Below are 22,218 nucleotides of genomic sequence, written 5' to 3'. Positions count from 1 at the left end.
CTCAGTCTTTTCGAAGTGCCGCCCGCCGGATCAGGCGGTCGAGCGGAAAACGGTCGTTGCCTTGCAACTCCGGCTGCAAGGTCAGGTGTTCAATCGCAAATTCGTTCTGAACGCGCTGGCGCACCGCAACCAGTACGGCAGGCCATTGCGCCGACTCATCGAGCACCAGGTGCGCCGACAGCGCGACCTTTGCGGGCGCAAAGTGCCATACATGCAGATCGTGCACCGAGCGTACCCCGTTAACGGCAGCGATGCTCCGACCTATAGCGTCAAGCGACAAGCCGTGCGGCACGCCATCCAGCAGCACATGCAGTGTCTCGCGCAGGATCGAGATCGTCGAGCCGAGGATCAGCAGGCAGATCAGGATCGACAGGATCGGGTCCGCCGCCTGCCAGCCGGCGAAATACACCAGCAGCAACGCGGCGATGGCGGCAACCGACCCGAGCAGATCGCCCATCACATGCAGCAACGCGGCCCGCACGTTGAGCGAACGTTCCCCTCGCATCAGCAGCCATGCAGCCAGAACGTTCACGGCAAGCCCGATGCATGCAATCGCAGCGGCCGGAAGCGCCTGGATGGGGGAGGGGTGGCGCAGGCGGTCGATCGCCTCCCAGCAGATTGCAGCGACGATCACCAGCATCAATACACCATTCGCCAAGGCCGCCAGTGCTTCGATCCGACCCAGGCCGTAGCTATGCCTCAGACTGGGCGGTCGCTGCGCGAGACGTGCGGCGAAGGCCGCCAGACCCAGCGACAGGCTGTCGGAGAGCATGTGTCCGGCATCGCCGAGCAGCGCGAGCGAGCCGGTGACCCAGCCACCGAGCGCTTCGACGATCGCAAAGCCGAGCGTCAGCAGAAGCGCGAGTGTGAGTGTGCGGGCGCTGCTGTTCGCGCCGTGGTGATGATGCCCGGCGCCAAAACCGTGGTTATGGTCGTGGTCGTCGTCGTGCGTGTGGTGATGCCCCCCCGCTTCGGGATGATGGCAGTCGTGATCATGGTCGTGGCCGCACGCATGGGCGTGGGAATGCGGTGCATGGTCAGCTGCAGTGTCGGGCGGCATCGTTCGCGTTTCACAAGGCTGCCCCCGATTGACGCAAGGGGGCCGAGCCCCGAATTCTAACGCGCGGCGCGTGAAGCCTTGCTGCGTGCTTTGGCCGTCGTGGTGCTAAGCGGATTCCGTCGTGCCGGTGAAGGGCTTGAGCCCGATCAGTTCGCAGCCGCTCAGACGTTCGACCCGCGCCGTCGCTTCAAAGCGCGCGACACCGTTGCGATGCGGTAGCGCGACGATCAAGCCGGGTTCGACCTGATCGAGCGGGGCGAGCAGGGCCGGTGTGTCACCGATTGCCGGTACGCGTGGCAGGAAGATGATGGGGATCGAGTCGCGTTCGCGCCCGCGCGCATCGCGCGAAGGCGGTTTGAAGCGCGCGGCGATACCCGGACCGCACATCAGTTGAACGCCGATTTCGGTTTCGTGGCTGTTGCGGTGCAGGGTCCGGCGCACCACGGCCAGGTGGACTTCGCCGTCTTCCCTTTGCGAGAGCGCCACGAGTTCACCGACCTCGACAGCATTCGGGTCTTCCGACTCCTGATGGAGCTTGAGCCCTTCATCGCTGCGATCGACGATCGCCCATTCGGTGCATGGAAACGCCGGCATGACTTCAGAGGCGGCCGCCTGACGCTTTCCGGCGATGCGCTTCATCAATTGCCGCGTCTGATCAAAGCCGAACACCAGCGCTGCGCTCGGGTGCGCGCGGCGTCGCAGGTGCCTGCGCTGCGGCGGTGTGCCCCAGCACGTCCGAAGCTTGCCGAGAAGTCGCCGGTATTCGGGGTCGCGCGCGATCAGCGGCAGGCCAAGGCGCGTTGGCGAAGTCCCCGCAGTGAGCCCGTCGCAATGAGCATCGAGTTTGGTGAGCAGGGGATGCACGTCGAGCAGCAGATCTGCTTCGCCGCGGACGAGCTCATCGCGCCGGACCGGTCGGCGGATGTCCCCATGCGCGGGCCAGGCAGGGAACCAGCCCTCGGCATCGCCGGTCCAGTCGCTGCGGGTGCGGATCAATGCCAGATGCCCATAGCGTTCGATGTAGAAACGCACATGTTCCAGGTTAGCGCGCGAGAGGTGGTGCGGGTCGGCCAGCACAAGCAGCAAGGTGCGTGCGAAAAATCGGCCGATCGTGTCACCGGTGTTCGAGTCAAGCGCGATGTTTTCGAAGCCGCGCGACGATGCGGCGAGGTAGAGTTCTGCGAGGACACGCCAGTGGCCGCCATTGAGTTCGTTGTAACCGCGGCATGCCAGCAACACGCGCCGATGGGCGATCTGGCATGCGCGCAGAGCCGCCATCCGGCAGAACTTCGGTACCTGGAAACGGCGGTCGGGGCGTGCGCGCGCCTCGTTGATGGCGATTTCGGCAAAGGTCATTGCCAGCCGTTCGAGCGCTCGATCGAGGATCGCGATGGTCTCGCGCACATCGCGCGAACTGCCCGCGCGGCCGTCCGGAACGGCCTCGAGGCGGGCGAGCATCGGCGACACGTGGTCGAGCAGGCGTTCCATCGCTTCGTAACGATCGGCCGGCGCAATGATCGTGGAAATGGCGGCGCGCAGGCGCGATACGATGGTTTCGCAGCAAATCAGGGGGCGGTCGAGCGGCAGGCCATCCATCCAGGCTTCGAAGGCCGGAAGATCCGAGCTGAGCGCGGACCGCACCATCTTCAAGCGCGGTAGGGCGATCGGAGTGGTCAGGCGCTTACGCAGACGTCCAAAACTTTGCGCGGTCACAATCTCTGCTCCAGAGCGATGCGTCGAATGATTATTCGAAAGGCATAAAGATGCGGATTGTATCTTGGAATATCCAGTGGGGGCGTGGCGCAGATGGGCATGTCGATCTGGCGCGCACGATCGATGTGCTGCGCCGCCTCGATGGCGACGTCATTTGTCTGCAGGAAGTGGCGATCGGGTTGGACGGGCTGCCTGGCGGGGTGGTGGAAGACGGCCTTGCGCGCCTGTGCGAGGGCCTGCCCGGTTACGCCGCGGCGCACGGGCCCGCAGTCGACGTGGCCGCTGCCGCGGGTGGTCGCGCAAGCTTTGGCAATCTGATCCTCTCGCGCAGGCCCGTTACCCAGATCTGGCGACACATGCTGCCGTGGCCGGCAGAGGCGGGCGTGCCTTCCATGCAGCGGGCCTGTGTGGAAGTGGTGGTCAACTACGCCGGTGCTCCGCTGCGCGTGCTGACGACGCATCTGGAGTACTACTCAGCCGCGGCACGTGTCGCCCAAGCCCAGCGCTTGGTCGATCTTCAGTGCGAGGCCTGTGCGCTTGAAGTGACGCCGCCTGCCGGGAAGGAGAGCAGTGCGGCATTCGCGTCGAGGCCGCGGCCTTCGCGTGCCGTGCTGTGCGGCGACTTCAATGCGCCGCCGGGGGGCGATGCCTATCGCACCGTGCTCGCAGACGGCCCGCTACACCCGTGGTGTGATGCATGGGCGACAGTTCATGGCAGCAGTCCGCACGCCCACTCGGTCGGGCTGCACGGCGCTGAGTGGCCCGCAGCGCCCTATTGCTGCGACTTCTTCTTCGTCAGTCGGAATCTGTTGCCGGGTGTGGCGTCGGTTTTCGTAGAGGCGAGCACCGACGCCTCGGATCATCAGCCGGTCGTGCTCGACCTGCTCGAAGTTGCAGGCGAATCCGGCTCAACCAGCCCGCGGTAAGCGTGCCAGGTGCCGTGTCCGATCATCGGCATCAGGAATACCAGTCCGATGTGGAAGGTCATGAACCCGACGACGGTCAGCAGCACGATCAGCGCCGCCCAGACAAACAGGGCGCCGGGATTCGCGGCCACGGCTGCAACACTCGTGAACATCGAGGTGATCGCATCGGCCTTGCGGTCGAGCATCATCGGGATCGCGACCACGCTGACCGAAAAGACGAGGGTCGCGAATACCAGTCCGACGCCGATGTACACCGCCATGAAATCAAGGTTTTCCATTCGCAGCACCTGATTCAGGAAGCCGGAGAGGTTGGGGATCTCGTTCGTGTAGAACAGCGCGAACATCACGAGTGAAGCCCGCGCCCAGATCAGGAAGATGACCGTAAGCACCAGCGCGAAGACGCCGATATTCGAGGCGTTTCTCCGCCAGATCGTCAGCGAGGACGCAAACCGGCAGCCGTCGCCGCGCTCCCGGCGCCGGCTCAATTCATACAAGCCCATCGCGAAAAACGGCCCCAGTAGCAGGAAGCCGGAGGTCATGGCCGACGTGTACTGGTAGGCGTGCTCGAACACCATGGTCACTGCCAGCCCCATCGCTGCGAAACAGAAGCCATAGAAAAGGCTTGGCACGGGGCAGGCCTGCATGTCCTGGGCACCGCGGCCGAGCCAGACAAAGGCTGCGCCGATATGCACCCTGCGCAGCTTCGGTATCAGCGTCTGGGTTTCTTCGATCCGGATATCCGTGCTGGGGCGCGGCGTCTCCTGCTGGGGTTCGCTCTCTTGCTCGGGCATGTCTCCTCCGTATGGATTCTTATGTTTTGCCTGCCTCGGAACAACGCGGAAGGTACTACGGCGGGTGATCGAAATCAGAACAGTGCAGCCGCATGGCAAAGTGGAGCTGCCCCCCGGCGAACCGGTGGTGCCTGCTGGTCGATGCTGTCGTGCGGGGTGCGCGATTCACGCGGGGACGTCTGGCTCGATCATGCGTTCGATCATCAGGATGCGATCCTTGACGAACAACTTGCGCTTCTTGAGCCGGCGGATGAGGAGATCGTCGGTAGGCGGCAATTCAACGAGTCTGGATATGGCCTCGTCGAGGTCGCGATGCTCGGCTAACAGTGCGTCCAGCCGCGCACGCAGGCTGGTGACGCTGTCGAAGGTGTCGTTCATAGCACCACAGTCAGAGCCTTGCGTTGTCTCAGCCCGATCAATGCAGACGCCTCGGGTCGGCGCGCCATTATCGATAAGCCTCCCTGGGTCGACCGGACACTTCAGGAACGATCTCGCGTGCCGTTAGTCCACCCAAGGAGAATCGTATTAGTCGCCGGATCAAATGACAACCGGCGTGCAGTGCGGGGTTGAATCGGGGGTAGTTCCACCATGCAGGTGCTCGGGGGCTGTTTGCCCCGTGCTTCACCGGAGGAGGCGGCCATGCACGTTATGTTCAACAATCCGTTCTTGTATGTCGTGGCGTACCCAACGCTGAACGGGATCGAGGTCATCGACAAGCGCAAAGGGCGGGGCGTCTTCATGACCGACGCCGCGGCCGAGCGCTTCAAGCGCGAACTGGCCGAAGCGATCGAATTCGACGACGAGGATGGCGAATCGATCGCCGACTTCATCGAGCATTTCGATGCGCTGATTGTGCATCCGGCGGTGCGCCACTGATTTTCCCGCGCTGATTGGTAGAATCCGCGGCCTTCAGCTTGGCGCGAATCTTCCATGAACAAGGCGTTTACCAAGGAAACCGATCAGGACGAGGACGACGGCACACCGCCGGGCCTTGCCCTGCCGGCCGGCACCCGCAATTACATGACGCGGCGCGGCTACACGACCTTGAAAGCCGAACTTGAGACGCTGATCAAGGTCACGCGCCCCGAAGTCGTCCAGGTCGTGTCATGGGCGGCTTCGAATGGTGATCGTTCGGAGAACGGCGACTACATCTACGGCAAGAAGCGCCTGCGGGAAATCGACCGCCGTATCCGCTTCCTGATCAAACGACTCGAGAGTGCCACCGTCGTCGATCCGTCGGATCAGGAGAACGCTGAGCAAGTCTTCTTTGGCGCGACGGTCACGGTGTGTGACGTGGATGGCGACGAAACGCAGACCTTCCAGATCGTCGGCGTCGACGAAGCCGATGCGAGCAGCGGGCGGGTATCGTGGATTGCGCCGATTGCCAGAGCCATCCTGAAAGCGCGAGAGGGTGACTGTGTGCGGTTCGCCAGCCCGGCCGGGCTGCGCGAGATCGAAATCGTGGAAGTGCGTTACGAGTGATGCGCGCTGCGGCGCTTGCGGACCACCGCGGCCCGGCGTGGTAATAGAAACGCTACCGTGGTGCCTTCCCCGGGCGCGGACTCCGCCCAGATTTTGCCGCCGTGTCGTTCGATGATGCGGCGCGCGGAGGCGAGACCGATTCCGGTGCCGGCGTAGCCTTGTCCCGAATGCAGTTGCTGGAAGGGCTGAAAGAGGCGGCCAGCGTACACCATGTCGAAACCGACGCCGTTATCGGCGATCTCGATCAACTGCGCGTTCTCCTGATCGCTGAGCGATATCCGGATCTGGGCGGACTCGCGTTGGCGGGTGAATTTCCAGGCGTTGTCGAGCAGGTTGCCGACAACGTTTCGCAGCAAGGGCTCGTCGGCATCGACCAGCATCGCGGGCTGAATGTTGAAACTAGCCTGGCGGTCCGGCGCGGCCGCTTGCAGGTCGGCAGCAATGTCGGAGGCCAAGGCGCTCAAATCCACCGTGCGGACGTCCAGTGGTTGACGGGCGACATTGGCGAGCTTCAGTAGCTCGTCGATCAGTTCGCCCATCCGTACGCTCGCCCGCGCCACCCGCACCAGGTAGTCGCGGCCGGTACCGTCGAATTTGTCGGCGTAGTCCTCGAGCAGCGCATGCGAGAAACCATTGATGGCACGCAGCGGCGCACGCAAGTCATGCGATACCGAATAGCTGAACGCAAGCAGTTCGCGGTTTGAATTCTCCAGTTCAGCCGTGCGTTCCTTGACCCGAACTTCAAGCGATTGCGCGAGGCGCTGCAGGGTGCGCCGTGCGCGCTCGCGACGCCGTACGTCTTCGAACACGACCCAGGCCAGCGCGGCGAGCAGGCCGCATAGCATGGTGATGCCCCAGACGATGCGCTCGGTGTTTGCGTAGAAGTTGCGCAACGCCGTTTCGCGGGGGCGGCTGACCTGCACGATCAGCGGATAGTTGTCGAGCCCGCGCGCAGCGATGATCCGAGTGCGACCGTCGATCCACGATACGCGTTCGGCAAAGCGCGTGGCATGCGTTGTCGGCCTCAACAGCGCCGGATTGCGGGAAAAGTCGGCGCCAATCTGTTTTTCGTTGCTCGGATAACGGATCAGCAAGGTGCCATCGCTGGTCAGAACGCTGATCGCGTCGTCGCTGGTCAGGCGGATGTCCTGATAGAAGTACTCGAAGAAACTGGTGCTCAAGGCGGCGGTAAGGTAACCGGCCAGGCTGCCGTCGAAGTGATTGATGCGCCGCGTCAGGGGAATGATCCAGCGCTCCGAATCCGGCGCGCGCCGTGGCAGGTCGATACGCATCGGCACGTTGCCGCCCGTCGCGAGCTTGTGCTTTGTCGCGTCCGGCAGTCGGTCACGGGCGGTGAGCGGGTACTTGTAGGTGGCCGAGAACAGCGCACCATCGGCGTCGTAAGACATGATCATCGCAGCCTGCGGCACTCGCAACAGCCATTCGCTCGTCAGGTCATGCATTGCCCGTTCGCCGAATCGCTCCGGGCCGCCGTTTTCGCCGACCTGCTTGCCGAGCGCGTCGAGCACGGTGTCCATCTGGCCGAAGCTGCGCGCGACATGCTCTTCCAGTGCCCGGGCGAGACTGCCGAGTTCCGCCTCTGCTCGCCTCAATTCCTGCGCCCGGTCGCGGGCAATCAGGGTGGCAGTACCGCCGATGATCAGCGTGGCGAGCAGCACATAGGTACCGACAATCGCAATGGCGACACGGCGCAGGCTGCGGGGACGGCGCGGCGGCACAAGCACCTCGTCCGCCAGTGCGCTGTCGGATGCCTTTGGGCGGTTATCGGCCACGCTTGAAAATGTGCTGGGTCGGACACATATGCGGCATGTTAATCGAGACACAGGAGAAATCCATGAGTGAGGCACAGACCGCAGCGGCACCCAAGGGGGAGACCCTTAACTTCCAGGCGGAGGTGAAGCAGCTGCTGCACCTGATGATTCATTCCCTCTATTCAAATCGCGAGATCTTCCTGCGCGAGCTGATCTCCAACGCGTCGGACGCGTGCGACAAGCTACGCTTCGAGGCGCTGGATCACCCGCATCTGCTGGAAGGCGCTGGCGAGCTGGCGATTGGCGTGGGCTTCGACAAGGCCGCGCGGACGCTGACGATTTCCGACAACGGCATCGGCATGAGCCGTGAAGAGGTGATCGCTCACCTTGGCACGATCGCCAAATCGGGCACCAAGGAGTTCTTCTCCCGTCTGACCGGCGACCAGCAGAAAGACGCTCACCTGATCGGCCAGTTCGGCGTCGGCTTCTACTCGGCCTTCATCGTGGCGGACAAAGTGACGGTGCTGACCCGCCGCGCCGGCCTGCCGGCCAATGAGGCGGTGAAGTGGGAATGCTCGATGACCGGCGATACCGCCGGCGCGTACACGATCGAGCCGATCGAGCGTGAAGCGCGTGGCACCGAAATCATCCTGCACCTGCGCGCGGATCAGGACGATCTGCTGTCTGGCTGGCGCCTGCGTTCGATCATCCGCAAGTACTCCGACCACATCGCGCAACCGATCCGCATGCGCAAGGAAGAGTGGGACCAGGAGAAGGGCGAGCAGGTCCTGCGTGATGAGGAAGAGACGGTCAACCAGGCCTCGGCGCTGTGGGCCCGTTCGAAGTCCGATATCACCGACGAGCAGTACAAGGAGTTCTTCAAGCACGTCGCGCACGACCATGAAGAACCGCTGGCCTGGTCGCATGCCAAGGTGGAAGGCCGCCACGAGTACACCCAGTTGCTCTACGTACCGAGCCATGCACCGTTCGACATGTGGGATCGCAATGTAAAGCACGGCCTCAAGCTCTACGTGCGCCGCGTTTTCATCATGGACGACGCCGAGAAGCTGCTGCCGTTCTACCTGCGCTTCGTGCGCGGGGTGGTCGATTCGAACGACCTGCCGCTGAACGTCTCGCGCGAGATCCTTCAGGAAAGCAAGGATATCGACACCATCCGCGCCGGTTGCGCGAAGAAGGTGCTGTCGCTGCTCGAAGATCTGGCCGAGAACGACAAGGACAAGTACGCCAAGTTCTGGGGCGAGTTCGGCAAGGTGCTGAAGGAAGGCGTGGGCGAGGACTTCGCCAACAAGGAGCGTATCGCCAAACTGCTGCGTTTTGCGACAACCCATGCCGACACGCCGGAGCAGACGGTGTCGCTGACCGACTACGTCGCGCGCATGAAGGAAGGCCAGGACAAGATCTACTACGTCACGGCCGATACCTTCACCGCCGCGAAGAACAGCCCGCACCTGGAGATCTTCCGCAAGAAGGGCGTCGAGGTGCTGCTGCTGGCCGAGCGCGTGGATGAATGGCTGGTGAGCCACCTGCACGAGTTCGAAGGCAAGCAGGTGGTGTCAGTTGCCCGCGGTGATCTGGATCTGGGTACGCTCGAAGACGAGGCCGAGAAGAAAGCCGCCGAAGCCGAAGCGGGTGATTTCAAGGACGTGGTCGAGAAGCTGAAGACCGCGCTGGGTGAGCGGGTGAAGGACGTGCGGATCACGCATCGCCTGACCGACAGCCCTGCCTGCGTCGTGGCCGACGAACATGAAATGGGTACCAATCTGGCGCGCTTGCTGAAGGCGGCGGGGCAGGATGTGCCTTCGTCCAAGCCGATTCTTGAGGTGAACCCAAAGCATCAGGTACTGCTCAAGCTCAAGGCCGGCACCGATCGTTTCGACGATTGGGCGAGCGTGCTGCTCGATCAGGCATTGCTGGCTGAAGGCGGAACGCTGGAAGACCCGGCTGGATTCGTCAAGCGGATCAACCAGCTGATGCTCGGCTGACCCCGCTGAGCGTGAAAACGCAAACGCCCCGTCGCAGTGATGCGGCGGGGCGTTTTCTTTGCCGTCTCGGCTTACAGCGAGTAACCCAGCACGCGTGCGATGCCGGGCTCCTTGCTCGGGCGCATCACCGAATCCCGCATCAGGCGGGACATCGGCAGCTTGAGGGTTTCGGTATTGAACCAGCGCTCGTAGATCGCGTTGATTTCGCCGCTCGCGTAAATCTGTTTGAGCGATTTGTCGATGATGGCAAGCAGGCGATCGTCGGACTTGCGGACCATGATGGCGTACGGTTCCACCGACAGGTAGTCGCCGACCAGTGCGAAGCGCGATGCATCCGCGCGGGTGCTGAGCAGGCCTGTGAGCAACACATCGTCTTGCGGGAATGCGGCCACCGAGCCGGACTCGAGCGCCTTGATCGCATCCAGGTTGCTCGGGAACTGCACGAGCTTCATCGAGCCCAGTTCAGAGTCGCGCAATTGCGTGAACAGTTTCTCTGAAGTGGTGCCCTTCGACAGTGCTACCGGTTTGCCGGCCAGGGCGACATGGTTGGCAACGCCTGAATTTGTGCGCGTCAGCAGCTTCATGCCTGCAACGAAGATCGTGTAGCTGAAGTCGACCTTCTCCTGACGTGCCTTGGTGTTGGTGGTGGAGCCGCATTCGATGTCGATCGCGCCTTCCTGCAGTTTTGGAATGCGCTCGGCGCCGCTCACGGTGACGTACTGCACCTTGAGTTCCGGCAGTTTGAGATCTTTCTTGATCTGATCGATCGCCTTGAGACAGAGATCGATCGAATATCCGACCGGCTGCTTCTGGTCGTTCAGGAAGGAGAACGGGCGTGCCGCTTCGCGGTTGCCGATTGTGATGGTATGCGTCTGGCGGATCTTTTCCAGCGTATCCGCTGCGGTGGATTCTGCGTGTAGGAGCGGCGCGGCCAGGCAAATGGCAATGCCGACGGTACTGCGAACAAACGAAAGCATGGGGAAGGGGCCTTGGTTCAGGAGGACTTGTGGTCCGTCCACGGTTCGGGCAGCGGCCTATCCACTGCCCGAAAATGACCGCAGCATTGTACGGAAGACTGGGTCTGCAGGATTCCGTAGTTCTACGTACGGCGCGCTGCAATCAATGCTTTTCGGCGCGGATCAAGCAGCAGGAGCACTTTCCTCTGCGCTGCGGGCGGGCGCCGCAAACCACTGTTCTTTCGGCGAAAGTACCGCCTGCGAAGGTTGCGAGAAGAAATGCGGCGACATGATCTGCACGCCGTATTCGTTGAAGCAGTCCTGGATCGCGCCGTGCAGCTTGGACAAGATCGGCACGCGCTGCTTCGCCTCGCTGATCTGACAGAACAGCTCGTACTCGACGTAGAAATCGTTGAGCGCGCGCTGGTAGACGTAAGGCTCTGGCGTGTCGCGGATGTCCGGCACGCGATGGGCCGCCTCGATCAGCAGGGCGTGGATCTGCCGCCAAGGTGCGTCATAGCCGATCGTTACCTTGGTCGATAGCATCGTGCCCTGGGAAGTCGCGCGCTTGGAGTAGTTGTAGATCGCGCTCGATACCAGCGCCGCGTTGGGAATGGTGATTTCCTCGTTGCGCACATTGACGATCTTGATCGACAGCGTGCTCAATTCCTGCACCACACCTTCGACCTCGCCAATGCGCACATAGTCGCCGACCCGCAAGGCGCGGGAATAGGTAAGCACCAGGCCGCCCATGAGTTGGCTGACCACGCCGGCCGAACCGAGCGTGAGCAGGAAACCCAGCAATACGCTGACACCCTTAAAGACATCCGAATTTGAACCCGGGATGTAGGGGTAACAAAGCGCAAACGCAAAGGCCCATACGCCACAGATGACAATGCGCCGCGTCGCGGAGGCGGTTTCTGGATGGATTCCCGGAAGGGAAATATTGCCGGATTGCGCTGCATCGAACACGCTTCGAACCACGCCGGCAATAGCCTGCGAGATGACCACGATGATCGCGATCGCGACCAGTCCCGGCAGCGCCCCCAGCATGGCTTCGCCGAAGTGGGCGGCATAGACGAAAAGATATTCGATCAGGTGGTCGCCCAGCGGGGCCGTGATCGGGAACTGTTTGAGGACAAAGGTCAGCCAGAGGTCGAGCACGAACAGTGCGACGACGAGCAGAACGAGCTGCGCAACCCGCAGGATCAGCCCGTAGGTATAGCGGGCCCAGCCCACGCCGCGGGTCTTTTCGAGGCGGCGCTCAAGTTGCAGGGCGACACGCGCGGTAACTCTGCGCCCGATTTGCAGCAGCAACCACAGCAGGCCCCATGCGATCGCGGTTGCGAGCAGCGTCAGCAGGATGCCGCGCAGCAGCATGCGTGGCGTTGTCTGTTCCTGATAGGCCTGGAGTACCTCGCGTACCTGTTTTGCCGATTCTTCGGCCGTGTCATTCAGCGACAGGCTGGCCTCGGGATCCAGGTCTCCCGGCGACAACGCGAACAGGATCTGATCGCCGGCTCGAATCGCGATTCCCATTGTGCCGTCGACCGAGTACGGAACCAGTTCGACCTCGGGCGTGACGCCTTGATCGCCAAGTTCCTTGATGCGCCTCTCGGCGCGAGCGGCGCGAACCTCGGGTGTCGCTCCGCTGAAGTTCGTTCTGAAGGTGGCTACCGTGCGGTTGGCGACAGTCAGTGTCGCTTCGACTGCGGCGGGCGGCGCAGAGGCGGTGGCGGCCAGGGCCACGTTGGCCGCAAACAGGAAGAACAGGCCCAGATACCTTGCCAGCACGACGAGTCTGTGGACGCTGAAACCCATTCTGGCTGCTCCCCTCACCGTTGGTTGCGAGGATCATAGCGCCGTTTCTTGTGGCTGAGGTACGGCTGCCAGATGCTCAGCCGTAGCGAATCTTCATCGCAAGGATGAAAGAAGCCAGCGCGAGCGTGACGACGTTGGCGATGACGACAGGCCAGGCAGAAATGAAGAGGCCGTAGACCAGCCACATCACGATGCCAGCGACGAATACGCAGTACATGCCGAGCGAGACGCCATGGGCGGAGCGCGTTTTCCAGGTCAGCCAGGCCTGTGGCACGAAGGCGACGGTAGTCAGCGTGGCGGCGATGTAGCCAAGGACATCAACGAGTAAGGGGGACATTGTTTTGCTCGCACTGACCTAACGCTTGCGGGATAACTGCCGCATCGCGCGTTCAAGGCCGTCAATGGTGAGGGGGAACATGCGGTCAGCCATGATCTGACGGATCAGGGTAATCGACTGGCGGTACGACCAGCCAGGTTCATGTTCTGGATTGATCCAGCAAGCGCTCGGATAGGCGTCCAGAAGACGTCGCAGCCATGCCGCGCCGGGCTCTTCGTTGTAGTGCTCGACCGAACCGCCCGGCACCATGATCTCATAAGGGCTCATGGTTGCATCCCCTACGATGATCAGCTTGTAGTCGGGCCCGTAGGTGTGAAGCACGTCGAGCAGGGGACGTTTGCTTGCAAAGCGGCGCGCGTTGTCGCGCCACACCGATTCGTAAACGCAATTGTGGAAATAGAAGTACTCGAGGTGCTTGAACTCGCCGCGCACGGCGGAGAACAGCTCTTCGCAGACCTTGATGTGGTCGTCCATCGAGCCGCCGACGTCGAAGAAGATCAGAACCTTGACGGTGTTATGGCGTTCCGGCCGCATTCTCAGGTCAAGCCAGCCCGCGTTGCGGGCGGTGGCCGAAATCGTGCCGTCGAGATCCAGTTCCTCGGCTGCGCCCTCGCGCGCGAAGCGCCGCAGCCGCCGCAGGGCAACCTTGATGTTGCGGGTGCCCAACTCGACCGAATCATCCAGGTTGCGATACTGGCGCTGTTCCCACACCTTCACCGCCGTCCGGTTACCGGCTGATTCGGGGCCCACGCGGATGCCTTCCGGATGGTAGCCGTGGGCGCCGAACGGCGAACTGCCGCCGGTGCCGATCCACTTGCTACCGCCTGAGTGGTGTTCCTTCTGCTCCTCGAGCCGCTTGCGGAACTCTTCCATCAGCTTGTCCCAGCCCAACTTCTCCAGCTTGGCCTTTTCCTCGGGGCTCAGGTGCCGCTGCATCACGCGGCGCAGCCAATCCTCCGGAATGTCGGCTTCCAGCCCCGGAAGTTCGGTGACGCCCCTGAAGAAGACACCGAAGGCGCGATCGAACTTGTCGTAATGGGACTCGTCCTTGACCAGCGTGGCGCGCGCCAGAATGTAGAAATCGTCGATGCTGGGTGCGGTCACACCGGCCTGCAGGGCTTCGAGCAGGGTCAGGAATTCCGTGGTCGAAACCGGAATCTTGCTGGCCTTCAGGTGCAGGAAGAAGTCGGTGAGCATCGAGCCGCGTCAGCGATTCTGCTTGGCCATGGCGACAAGGCGCTCGAACAGTGCGATGTCCTGTTCATTCTTGAGCAACGCGCCGGCAAGCGGTGGAACGACGGGTTTGTTGCCGGGCGCGCGCAGGCTCTCGGCAGATACCTCTTCGGCCGCCAGCAGGCGCAGCCAGTCGAGCAATTCCGAAGTGGTCGGCTTCTTCTTCAGCCCCGGCACCTCGCGCAACTCGAAGAATACTTCGAGGGCAGCGCGCAGCAGTTTTTCGTGGATGTCCGGGAAATGCACGCTAACGATCTTTTCCATCGTGTCCCTGTCCGGGAACTTAATGTAGTGGAAGAAACAGCGGCGCAGGAAGGCGTCGGGCAGTTCCTTCTCGTTGTTCGACGTGATGAAGAGGATCGGGCGGTGCAGTGCGCGGATGGTCTGCTGGGTCTCATAGACATGAAACTCCATGCGGTCGAGTTCGCGCAGCAGGTCGTTCGGAAACTCGATATCGGCCTTGTCGATCTCGTCGATCAGCACCACCGACGGTGCGTCGTGGGCAAAGGCCTTCCACAGCACACCCTGCACGATGTAGTTGCCGATGTCCTTGACGCGGTCGTCGCCGAGTTGGGAATCGCGCAGGCGCGAGACCGCGTCGTACTCGTACAGACCTTGCTGAGCCTTGGTGGTCGACTTGATGTGCCACTGATAGAGCGGCAGGCCGAGCGCGGTCGCGACTTCCTCCGCCAGCATGGTCTTGCCGGTGCCCGGTTCACCCTTGATCAACAGGGGGCGCTGCAGGCGAATGGCGGCATTCACCGCCAGCATCAGGTCGGGGGTGGCAACGTACTGGTCGGTGCCTTCGAAGCGCTGGGTCATGGTCGCTCTGTTGCTGAATCGGAAGTCTGAATCATGCGTTGCAAAGTCTGCCTGTGCAACAAAACGACCGGGTGACAAAGCGTTGACGAGGCTCAAAATGCGCGATCCGAAAGGAGTTTTGACGCCTGAAAACGGCCCGGCATAGAATCGGTCCGCTACAACGCCTCCCAATCCATACCACCAGAGGGGACTCATGAAAATAACGAAGGGGCTGTTGGTTTCGGTGCTGCTGCTTGTCTGCGGCACGGCCTTCGCGGTGCAGGGCAATCCTGACGCGGGCCGCAAGAAGGTCTCGATGTGCCTGGGCTGTCACGGTATCCCGGACTACAAGGCCACGTTCCCGAGCGTGTATCACGTGCCCAAGCTCGGCGGGCAGCATCCGGAATACCTCGTGAAAGCGTTGCAGGCATACAAGAGCGGTGATCGCAGCCACCCAACCATGAAAGGCATCGTTGAGACCCTGAGCGAGCAAGACATGGCCGATATCGCCGCCTACTTCGGAGCGCAGAAATGAAGCTCACACGATTCGATCTGGTGGCACTGACCGCGCTGGCGATGCTCGCGCTGCCTGCCCAAGCCGGCGATGCGATCAAGGGCAAGGAGAAATCGGCAATGTGTGCCGCGTGCCATGGCGCCGACGGCAATTCTGCATCGCCCGATTTTCCCAAGCTCGCCGGCCAGCACGAGGACTACATCGTGCGCGCGCTCACCGACTACAAGGCGGGCAAGCGCAAGAACCCGATCATGATGGGGATGGCGGCTCCGCTAACCAAGGAAGACGTGGCCGACGTTGCCGCTTACTTTTCGGCGCAGAAGGGCTTGAATATCGCCAAACGTTGATCGAGGGTGCGCTCACCCAGGCGCACCCTTTGAGTCGCCCGGCTTGTCTGACGGAAGGCTGATCAGGCCACGCGCGCCCGTCGCTTGACCCGCTCGACATACGCAGCAGCGTCGAGCGGCGCACCGCTGCGCTGCGCCTCCCAGATTGTCTCGCCGAGGCTTTCCAGCACGTCATGCAGCGCCGCATGGCGATCACCCCGCACCGCCAAGCAGTCGTCGTAAGCGCCTCGCAGCCCCGGAGGCTGGTCAATCGAGAGCTGTTCGTGGATCGCCAGATGCAATGAAAGATGCAGGAAGGGATTGATCTGCCCGTCCTCGGGTGAGAAGTCCTTGTCGGCGGCTTCAGGATCCTCGATCACGGTGTGGTATTCCGGGTGCTCTTTCACCAGATCGGCGGCAATCTGTTCCAGCGGGGTCAGAACGCCGCGCGCGCGGTACTTCTGCCAGGCATCGATGAAGAAGCGGCGGGCTTGGTCACGGGATGGGTTGAACACCTGGGCCTCGACTTGGTGGTGATGGAGCGTATGGCGTAAGTGCTTGCCGCTTGCGCCGCCGTGTCAGGCGGTCTTGTCGCGACATTCGCAAAGGTCGCGGACCACGCAATTCAGGCAGTCCGGTTTGCGCGCGGTGCACACATAGCGTCCGTGCAGGATCAGCCAGTGATGGGCATCCAGCAGGTAGTCCTTGGGAACGCGGCGCAGCAAGGCTTGCTCGACCTCGACCACATCCTTGCCCGGCGCCAGCCCCATGCGATTGGCGACGCGGAAGATGTGGGTGTCGACTGCCATCGTCGGCTGCCGGAAGAGGGTGTTGAGGACCACGTTCGCGGTCTTGCGGCCAACGCCGGGCAAGGCTTCCAGCGCCGCGCGATCGGGCGGGACTTCGCCGGCGTGTCGCTCGAGCAGCATGCGCGACAGCATTGCGACGTTCCGCGCCTTGTTGCGATACAGGCCGATCGTCTTGATCTGTTCGGCAATGCCTTCTTCACCGAGGCTTGCCATTGCGGCTGCGTCAGGTGCCAGCGGGAAGAGCCGGCGTGTCGCCAGATTCACGCCCTTGTCGGTCGATTGCGCCGATAGCACGACCGCAACCAGCAACTGGAACGCATTGCCGTATTCCAGTTCAGTTGTCGGTTCCGGGTTGGCCTCACGCCAGCGGCGGAACGCCTCGGCGACCGACGCGCGCGGCATGAGCTTCGCCATGTCGCTCAGGGCTCAGGCGCTGACCGGGCTCGCCGTTTGCGGCGCAGCTGCTGCACGTGCGGCAGCGCGCTTGTCGAGCCAGCTCTTGCCGGCGATCAGACACGCGAGGGTGATGAAGGCCCCCGGCGGCAGGATCGCGACCAGGAAACCGGGATAGTGCTCCGGCAAAACACGCAGCGGCTGCGCAGACGGGATGATCATTTCGATGCCGTTGAAAAGCATGCCCGTGCCGATCACTTCGCGGATGCCGCCCAGAAGCCCGAGCAGCCACACCAGACCGCCACCCATCGCGAAACCGTCCACCGCCGAGGAGATGACGCCGTTCTTGGCTGCGAAGGCTTCGACGCGTGCCAGCACGATGCAGTTGGTCACGATCAGCGGAACGAAGATGCCCAGAACGAGATAAAGGCTGTGGACATAGGCGTTCATCGCCAGATCGATCACCGTCACGAGGGCCGCGATGATCAGGATGAAGACCGGGATACGGATTTCATAGGGGATGACGTTGCGCAGCGCCGCGACGACCGCACCGGACAGCGCCATCACGATCGCGGTCGCAATACCGAGGCTCACGCCATTGATGAGGTTGGTCGATACCGCCAGGATCGGGCACATGCCCAGCAATTGCACCAGGCCGGTGTTGTTCTTCCACAGGCCGGCATGGGCAATCTGACGAAGGTGCTGGATGTTCATGCAGGGCCTCCTTACCGGAACAGCGTATCGCGGTGGGCGCTGACGTAGGCCACGACGCGGCCGACGGCGTGGGTGACTGCGCGCGGGCTGATCGTCGCGCCGGTGGAATAGTCGAATACACCGCCGTCTTTCTTCACCGACCATGCCGTTGGCGGCAGATCGGCGGACTTGCCTTCAAACTGCGCGATCCAGGGATGCGCCTTGTTCTTGTCCTTCTTCGGATCGATATAGTCGCCGAGGCCGGGTGTTTCCCGGTGCTCGGTGACGCGGGTGCCGAGCAGATGACCGTCGGCGCTCACCGCAACGATCAGAGAAATGTTGCCCGAGTAGCCATCCGGTGCGACCGCTTCGATCACGATTGCCGCGGGTTGTCCGCCACGACGCGCACGCCACACTTTGCCGCCTTGTTCGAGACCAAGCTCCGGCGTGGCGGGCAGCGCGAGCACGTCATCGAGCAAGGCGTTGTCGTACAGCTCGCGCGGCAGGATCTGATCGATCAAGAGCAGTTTTTCCGCCTTGGCGCTTCGGGCAATCGGCGCCAGCGTCAGCAGGTAGACCGCTGCCATGACCGCGGTGAAGACCACGGTAAATACCACCATCGCGAGTGCGCTGCGGACGGAAAGGCCGCCGGCTGAATGTTCGCTCATCGCGCGCTCAGTCCTTCGTCTTGTGGCCGAACACCGGCGGTTGGGTCTTCATATCGATCAGCGGTACGCAAAGATTCATCAGCAGGGTCGCGAAGGCCACGCCATCTGGGAATGCGCCGAACTGGCGGATGATCCAGGTGATCAGCGCGGCACCGGCGGCATAGATCAGCTTGCCCCGCGGCGTTGTGGCACCCGAAACCGGGTCGGTGAGGATGAAGAAGGCGCCGAGCATCGCCGCGCCCGAGAAGAGCGAGAACACCGGACCTGGGAAATTCAGCGGTGACGCCCACGCGCCGCCGGCTGATAGCAGCCCCAGCACGCCGAGGAAGGCGACCGGAATGTGCCAGGTAATGATGCGCCGTGCGAGCAGGTAGGCGCCGCCGGCAAGGAAACCGACCGCCACCCACTCCCAGCCGTGTCCTGCGAAGAGTCCGAAACCCTCGCCCTGCAGCAGTGCAGCGACGGTGTTGCCTTCCGTGCGCAGGCCGGTGCGCAGCGCATCGAGCGGCGTTGCAGAGGTGATCGCGTCGATCTTGCGTGCGCCGCCGAGGATGAGATCGAGCTGCGTTGCAGCGTCGAGTCGGCCCGCGCCGGGCCACTGCGACATCAAGGCCGGGAAGGCGACGATCATGATTGCGTAGGCCACCATCGCCGGATTGAACGGGTTCTGGCCAAGGCCGCCGTATAGATGTTTTGCGACGATGATCGCGAAGATCGTACCGGCGGTGACAAGCCACCACGGGCCAATGGACGGGAAGGCCAGGGCGATCAGCCATGCAGTCACGACGGCCGACAGATCGGACAACGACCGCGTAACCGGCCGCCCGCGGAGCATCAGGAAGGCCGCTTCGGCCAGGAGTGCCGCGACGGTTGCGAGTGCCAGCTGTACCAGGATGCCAATGCCGAAGAACCAGACATAGGCGGCGATGCCGGGCAGCAGGGCCAGCAGCACCTCGCCCATCACGCGGGTCACGCTGGTGGGTTTGCGCAGGTAGGGGGAATTAAGTGACATCGTGGCCTGCGGTCAGAGCGGTTTTTCGGTGGAAGAGGCGGAAGGTGCCTCTTCTGCGGACGTTGCAGTCGGCGTCGCCGGCGCGATGTTGTTGTTCGGCGCCAGCGTGGGTTGAGCGGCAGCGGATTCACGCTGCGCCTTGGCGCGCGCCATCGCCGCGGCGATCAACGCCTTCTTCGAATCGTCGCTGCTTGCGGCTGCTGGTTCCGCGGAGGGCGCGGGGGCGTTGTCCGCGGTGGCGGCAGCACGGCCAGCCGCGGTCTTGGCAGCAAGCTTTTCCGCTTTTTCGCGCTTCTCGCGTTCGATACGCTCATTGCGCAACTCAAAACGCTCTCGCGCGAGGTCGGCGGCGTCTTTCTGGCGCTCGCGCGCCCAGATCTCGCTCTTGGAAAAACGGTAGTAGTCGACCAGCGGGATGTGGGAAGGGCACACGTAGGCGCAGCAGCCACATTCGATGCAGTCGAACAGGTGGTATTCCTGCGCCTTGCCGAAATTCTTGGCGCGCGAATGCCAGTAGAGCTCGAAGGGTTGCAGGTCGGCCGGGCAGGCGCGCGCGCACTCGCCGCAGCGGATGCAGGCCATTTCGGGTGCCGGCGCGGGGAACAGCGCTTCACTGCCGACCAGAATGCAATTGGTCGCCTTCACTACCGGCACATCGTAGGCCGGCATGCGGAACCCCATCATCGGGCCGCCCATGATGAAGCGATCGGTGTCGGCCTTGACGCCGGCGAGTGCGGCTACGTGGTCCATTGGCGTGCCGAACAGGACTTCGTAGTTGCCCGGGCGTTCCACGTTGCCGGCGACGGTCACGATACGCGAGATCAGGGGGCGCCCGCGATCGACGACATCGGCAATCGCATAGGCAGTGCCCGTGTTGAAACACTGCACGCCGTAGTCGGTTGAGCGATGCCCGTGTGGCACTTCGATGCCGGTGAGCACACGAATCAGTTGCTTGGCACCACCGGCCGGATAGCGGGTCGGAATCGCCACCGCTTCCATCGTGCTCGCACCGCGCGCCGCAATCGCCTGGTTCATCGCGGCAACTGCCTCGGGCTTGTTGTCCTCGATGCCGATCAGCACCCGCCGGGCCTGCAGCATGTGCTGCATGATCTCGGCACCGCGCACGATCTGCTTTGCGCGTTCGCGCATCAGCAGGTCGTCGCAGGTAATGAAGGGCTCGCACTCCGCACCGTTGATCACCAGCGTGTCGGTGCCGCTTTTGCCCGGCTTGAGTTTGAGGTGACTCGGGAAGACCGCGCCACCCAGCCCGACGACACCCGCGTCACGCATCTCGTCGCGCAGTTCGTCAGCCCCCATCGATCGCCACGGCAGCGGTTGTGCGTCGATCCAGCGGTCTTCGCCGTCGGGTTCGATGACGACGCTGAGCGTCGTCAGACCCGAGGTGTGGGCCATCACCCGGTGTTCGATTGCGAGCACGCGGCCGGATGTCGGCGCATGCACGGCGCTGGATACGTTGCCATCGGCCGCACCGATGCGCTGCCCTTTGAGCACTTGTTCACCCGCGGCGACGAGCGGATGTGGCGTACCGCCGACATGCTGATGAAGCGGCACCACCAGTTGCGGTGGCATCGGCACGGGCTTGATCGGGTCGCGGGTCGAGTCGGCCTTGTTGGTCGCCGGTTTCACGCCACCATTGAATTTGAAGAGCTTACGGAGCATCAGGCGGCCGTCTTGATCGGGAACACGGGGTAGTGCCACTTCCAGGTGTCGACGGTCTCTGCCACCACTTCCATCGTGATGCAGTCGACCGGGCACGGTGCGATGCACAGTTCGCAACCGGTACAAAGTCGATCGACGACGGTATGCATCTGCTTGGCGGCGCCGACAATTGCATCGACCGGGCAGGCCTGGATGCACAGCGTGCAGCCGATGCAGGTGTTCTCGTCGATCAGTGCGACCGACTTGGGTTTCTCGGCACCGTTCTCGGCGTTCAAGGGCTTGAACTCGCGCCCAAGCAGGTCGGCGAGCTTGCGGATGCCTTCTTCGCCACCTGGCGGGCACTGGTTGATGTCGGCCTCGCCGCCAGCGATGGCCGTTGCATAAGGTTTGCAGCCAGGGAATCCGCACTGGCCGCATTGCGTCTGCGGCAGGATTGCGTCGATCTTCTCGACGAGCGGGTCGCCTTCGACGCGAAAGTGCACGGCCGCGTAGCCCAGTGCCGCGCCAATCACGATGGCCAGTCCGGCCATCACCAGAATCGCACTCAGCATCGGAAGTCAGCGCTCACTTGAAACGGTCGAGACTGGAGAAGCCCATGAACGCGAGGCTCATCAGACCGGCGGTCACCAGCGCGATCGGGGTGCCCCGGAAATGCAGCGGAACGTCCGCGCCATCGATACGCTCGCGGATCGCGGCGAACAGGATGAGCGCCAGCGAGAACCCCGCCGAACTGCCGAACCCGAAGAGCAGCGCCTCAAGAAAATTGTGCTTGAGTGCCACCGACAGTAGCGGAATGCCGAGCACCGCGCAGTTCGTTGTGATCAGCGGAAGGTAGATGCCCAGCACCTGGTAGAGGTCAGGGCTCGTTTTCTGTACAACGAGTTCAGTGAACTGCACGATCGCCGCGATGACGACGATGAAAGAAAGCGTCCGCAGATACACCACGTCGAGCGGTGCGAGCAGGTAGTGGTCGATCAGGTAGCTGGTGCCGCAGCCGAGCGTCAGCACGAAGGTGGTCGCCAGCCCCATGCCGATGGCGGTATCGAGTTTCTTCGATACGCCCATGAACGGGCACATGCCGAGGATCCGGACGAGGACGACGTTGTTCACCAGAACCGCGCCAAGCAGCAGGAAGATGTAGTGCGCCATGGGCTTTCAGGACAAAGGCGGGAGCGAAACCCGCGGATTATCGCCGTTTCGTGGGGCGATGCTCAAGCCGCGCGGGGAA

The 22,218-nt window shown here is 62.8% G+C and carries 24 protein-coding genes; 6 read left to right on the top strand and 18 right to left on the bottom strand.

Annotated elements, in window-relative coordinates; genetic code table 11:
• Position 1: 1 nt before the first annotated feature.
• Entirely contained in the window at positions 2–1,060 is a 1,059-nt protein-coding gene (locus tag GGR36_RS06330) for a cation diffusion facilitator family transporter (RefSeq protein WP_183633192.1), read from the bottom strand.
• A gap of 105 nt (positions 1,061–1,165) precedes the next feature.
• The gene (locus tag GGR36_RS06325; protein ID WP_183633190.1) at positions 1,166–2,704 is read right to left on the bottom strand and encodes a hypothetical protein; all 1,539 of its coding nucleotides are present in this window, start codon (positions 2,702–2,704) and stop codon (positions 1,166–1,168) included.
• A 119-nt stretch (positions 2,705–2,823) separates the two neighbouring features.
• On the opposite strand from GGR36_RS06325, the gene GGR36_RS06320 reads away from it, so the two are divergent.
• Positions 2,824–3,699, top strand: a complete 876-nt coding sequence (locus GGR36_RS06320; RefSeq protein WP_183633188.1) for an endonuclease/exonuclease/phosphatase family protein — start codon at positions 2,824–2,826, stop codon at positions 3,697–3,699.
• Here the strand turns inward: GGR36_RS06320 and GGR36_RS06315 are convergent.
• Together GGR36_RS06315 and GGR36_RS06310 are read right to left on the bottom strand one after the other, a co-directional pair.
• Positions 3,636–4,490: a DUF2189 domain-containing protein gene (locus GGR36_RS06315; protein ID WP_183633186.1), complete on the bottom strand. Its 855-nt coding sequence runs from the start codon at positions 4,488–4,490 to the stop codon at positions 3,636–3,638. The two genes, GGR36_RS06320 and GGR36_RS06315, sit on opposite strands and share 64 nt — an antisense overlap.
• Before the next feature lie 165 nt (positions 4,491–4,655).
• Positions 4,656–4,868 carry a YdcH family protein gene (locus GGR36_RS06310; protein ID WP_183633184.1) on the bottom strand — a complete coding sequence of 71 codons (213 nt, stop codon included), beginning with the start codon at positions 4,866–4,868 and terminating at the stop codon, positions 4,656–4,658.
• Between the two features lie 210 nt (positions 4,869–5,078).
• Here GGR36_RS06310 and GGR36_RS06305 point away from each other — a divergent pair, with 210 nt between their 5' ends.
• Entirely contained in the window at positions 5,079–5,366 is a 288-nt protein-coding gene (locus tag GGR36_RS06305; RefSeq protein WP_183633182.1) for a BTH_I0359 family protein, read from the top strand.
• Positions 5,367–5,420: 54 nt separating this feature from the next.
• Positions 5,421–5,972 carry a transcription elongation factor GreB gene (greB, locus tag GGR36_RS06300; protein ID WP_183633180.1) on the top strand — a complete coding sequence of 184 codons (552 nt, stop codon included), beginning with the start codon at positions 5,421–5,423 and terminating at the stop codon, positions 5,970–5,972.
• Here greB and GGR36_RS22235 read toward each other — a convergent pair.
• Positions 5,963–7,765 (bottom strand): ATP-binding protein, encoded by a 1,803-nt coding sequence (locus tag GGR36_RS22235; protein ID WP_183633178.1) that lies wholly within the window; start codon positions 7,763–7,765, stop codon positions 5,963–5,965. The genes greB and GGR36_RS22235 overlap by 10 nt on opposite strands.
• A 62-nt stretch (positions 7,766–7,827) precedes the next feature.
• On the opposite strand from GGR36_RS22235, the gene htpG reads away from it, so the two are divergent.
• On the top strand, positions 7,828–9,747 hold the full coding sequence (htpG, locus tag GGR36_RS06290; RefSeq protein ID WP_183633176.1) for a molecular chaperone HtpG: 1,920 nt from the start codon (positions 7,828–7,830) through the stop codon (positions 9,745–9,747).
• Between the two features lie 71 nt (positions 9,748–9,818).
• Here htpG and GGR36_RS06285 read toward each other — a convergent pair whose 3' ends face one another.
• The 5 genes from GGR36_RS06285 to GGR36_RS06265 all read right to left on the bottom strand — a co-directional run bounded on the left by GGR36_RS06285 (position 9,819) and on the right by GGR36_RS06265 (position 14,916).
• Entirely contained in the window at positions 9,819–10,724 is a 906-nt protein-coding gene (locus GGR36_RS06285) for an amino acid ABC transporter substrate-binding protein (protein WP_183633174.1), read from the bottom strand.
• A 162-nt stretch (positions 10,725–10,886) separates the two neighbouring features.
• Positions 10,887–12,524 (bottom strand): mechanosensitive ion channel family protein, encoded by a 1,638-nt coding sequence (locus GGR36_RS06280; protein ID WP_183633172.1) that lies wholly within the window; start codon positions 12,522–12,524, stop codon positions 10,887–10,889.
• Positions 12,525–12,600: 76 nt separating this feature from the next.
• Positions 12,601–12,861 carry a SemiSWEET transporter gene (locus GGR36_RS06275; protein ID WP_183633170.1) on the bottom strand — a complete coding sequence of 87 codons (261 nt, stop codon included), beginning with the start codon at positions 12,859–12,861 and terminating at the stop codon, positions 12,601–12,603.
• An 18-nt stretch (positions 12,862–12,879) separates the two neighbouring features.
• On the bottom strand, positions 12,880–14,058 hold the full coding sequence (locus tag GGR36_RS06270; protein WP_183633168.1) for a vWA domain-containing protein: 1,179 nt from the start codon (positions 14,056–14,058) through the stop codon (positions 12,880–12,882).
• A 9-nt stretch (positions 14,059–14,067) separates the two neighbouring features.
• Positions 14,068–14,916 carry an AAA family ATPase gene (locus GGR36_RS06265; RefSeq protein WP_183633166.1) on the bottom strand — a complete coding sequence of 283 codons (849 nt, stop codon included), beginning with the start codon at positions 14,914–14,916 and terminating at the stop codon, positions 14,068–14,070.
• A gap of 193 nt (positions 14,917–15,109) precedes the next feature.
• Here GGR36_RS06265 and GGR36_RS06260 point away from each other — a divergent pair, with 193 nt between their 5' ends.
• The gene (locus tag GGR36_RS06260) at positions 15,110–15,430 is read left to right on the top strand and encodes a c-type cytochrome (protein ID WP_183633164.1); all 321 of its coding nucleotides are present in this window, start codon (positions 15,110–15,112) and stop codon (positions 15,428–15,430) included.
• Positions 15,427–15,756: a c-type cytochrome gene (locus GGR36_RS06255; protein WP_183633162.1), complete on the top strand. Its 330-nt coding sequence runs from the start codon at positions 15,427–15,429 to the stop codon at positions 15,754–15,756. Before GGR36_RS06260 ends, GGR36_RS06255 begins: the two co-directional genes overlap by 4 nt.
• Positions 15,757–15,818: 62 nt before the next feature.
• Here the strand turns inward: GGR36_RS06255 and GGR36_RS06250 are convergent, their stop codons facing one another.
• The 8 genes from GGR36_RS06250 to rsxA all read right to left on the bottom strand — a co-directional run bounded on the left by GGR36_RS06250 (position 15,819) and on the right by rsxA (position 22,139).
• Positions 15,819–16,250 carry a DUF1841 family protein gene (locus GGR36_RS06250; protein WP_183633160.1) on the bottom strand — a complete coding sequence of 144 codons (432 nt, stop codon included), beginning with the start codon at positions 16,248–16,250 and terminating at the stop codon, positions 15,819–15,821.
• A gap of 63 nt (positions 16,251–16,313) precedes the next feature.
• On the bottom strand, positions 16,314–16,946 hold the full coding sequence (nth, locus tag GGR36_RS06245; protein ID WP_183634917.1) for an endonuclease III: 633 nt from the start codon (positions 16,944–16,946) through the stop codon (positions 16,314–16,316).
• A 24-nt stretch (positions 16,947–16,970) separates the two neighbouring features.
• Positions 16,971–17,651: an electron transport complex subunit RsxE gene (gene rsxE / locus GGR36_RS06240; RefSeq protein WP_183633157.1), complete on the bottom strand. Its 681-nt coding sequence runs from the start codon at positions 17,649–17,651 to the stop codon at positions 16,971–16,973.
• 11 nt (positions 17,652–17,662) lie between these two features.
• Positions 17,663–18,298, bottom strand: a complete 636-nt coding sequence (rsxG, locus tag GGR36_RS06235; RefSeq protein WP_183633155.1) for an electron transport complex subunit RsxG — start codon at positions 18,296–18,298, stop codon at positions 17,663–17,665.
• Positions 18,299–18,305: 7 nt separating this feature from the next.
• Positions 18,306–19,310 (bottom strand): RnfABCDGE type electron transport complex subunit D, encoded by a 1,005-nt coding sequence (locus tag GGR36_RS06230; protein WP_183633153.1) that lies wholly within the window; start codon positions 19,308–19,310, stop codon positions 18,306–18,308.
• A gap of 12 nt (positions 19,311–19,322) precedes the next feature.
• The gene (gene rsxC, locus GGR36_RS06225; RefSeq protein ID WP_183633151.1) at positions 19,323–20,990 is read right to left on the bottom strand and encodes an electron transport complex subunit RsxC; all 1,668 of its coding nucleotides are present in this window, start codon (positions 20,988–20,990) and stop codon (positions 19,323–19,325) included.
• Positions 20,990–21,541: an electron transport complex subunit RsxB gene (gene rsxB / locus GGR36_RS06220; RefSeq protein ID WP_183633149.1), complete on the bottom strand. Its 552-nt coding sequence runs from the start codon at positions 21,539–21,541 to the stop codon at positions 20,990–20,992. The genes rsxC and rsxB overlap by 1 nt, the downstream gene beginning before the upstream one ends.
• 13 nt (positions 21,542–21,554) lie before the next feature.
• Positions 21,555–22,139 carry an electron transport complex subunit RsxA gene (rsxA, locus tag GGR36_RS06215; protein ID WP_183633147.1) on the bottom strand — a complete coding sequence of 195 codons (585 nt, stop codon included), beginning with the start codon at positions 22,137–22,139 and terminating at the stop codon, positions 21,555–21,557.
• Between the last annotated feature and the right edge of the window lie 79 nt (positions 22,140–22,218).

Source organism: Niveibacterium umoris (assembly GCF_014197015.1).
Classification (GTDB): Bacteria; Pseudomonadota; Gammaproteobacteria; order Burkholderiales; family Rhodocyclaceae; genus Niveibacterium; species Niveibacterium umoris.
This window is presented reverse-complemented; position numbering and strand designations above follow the sequence as displayed.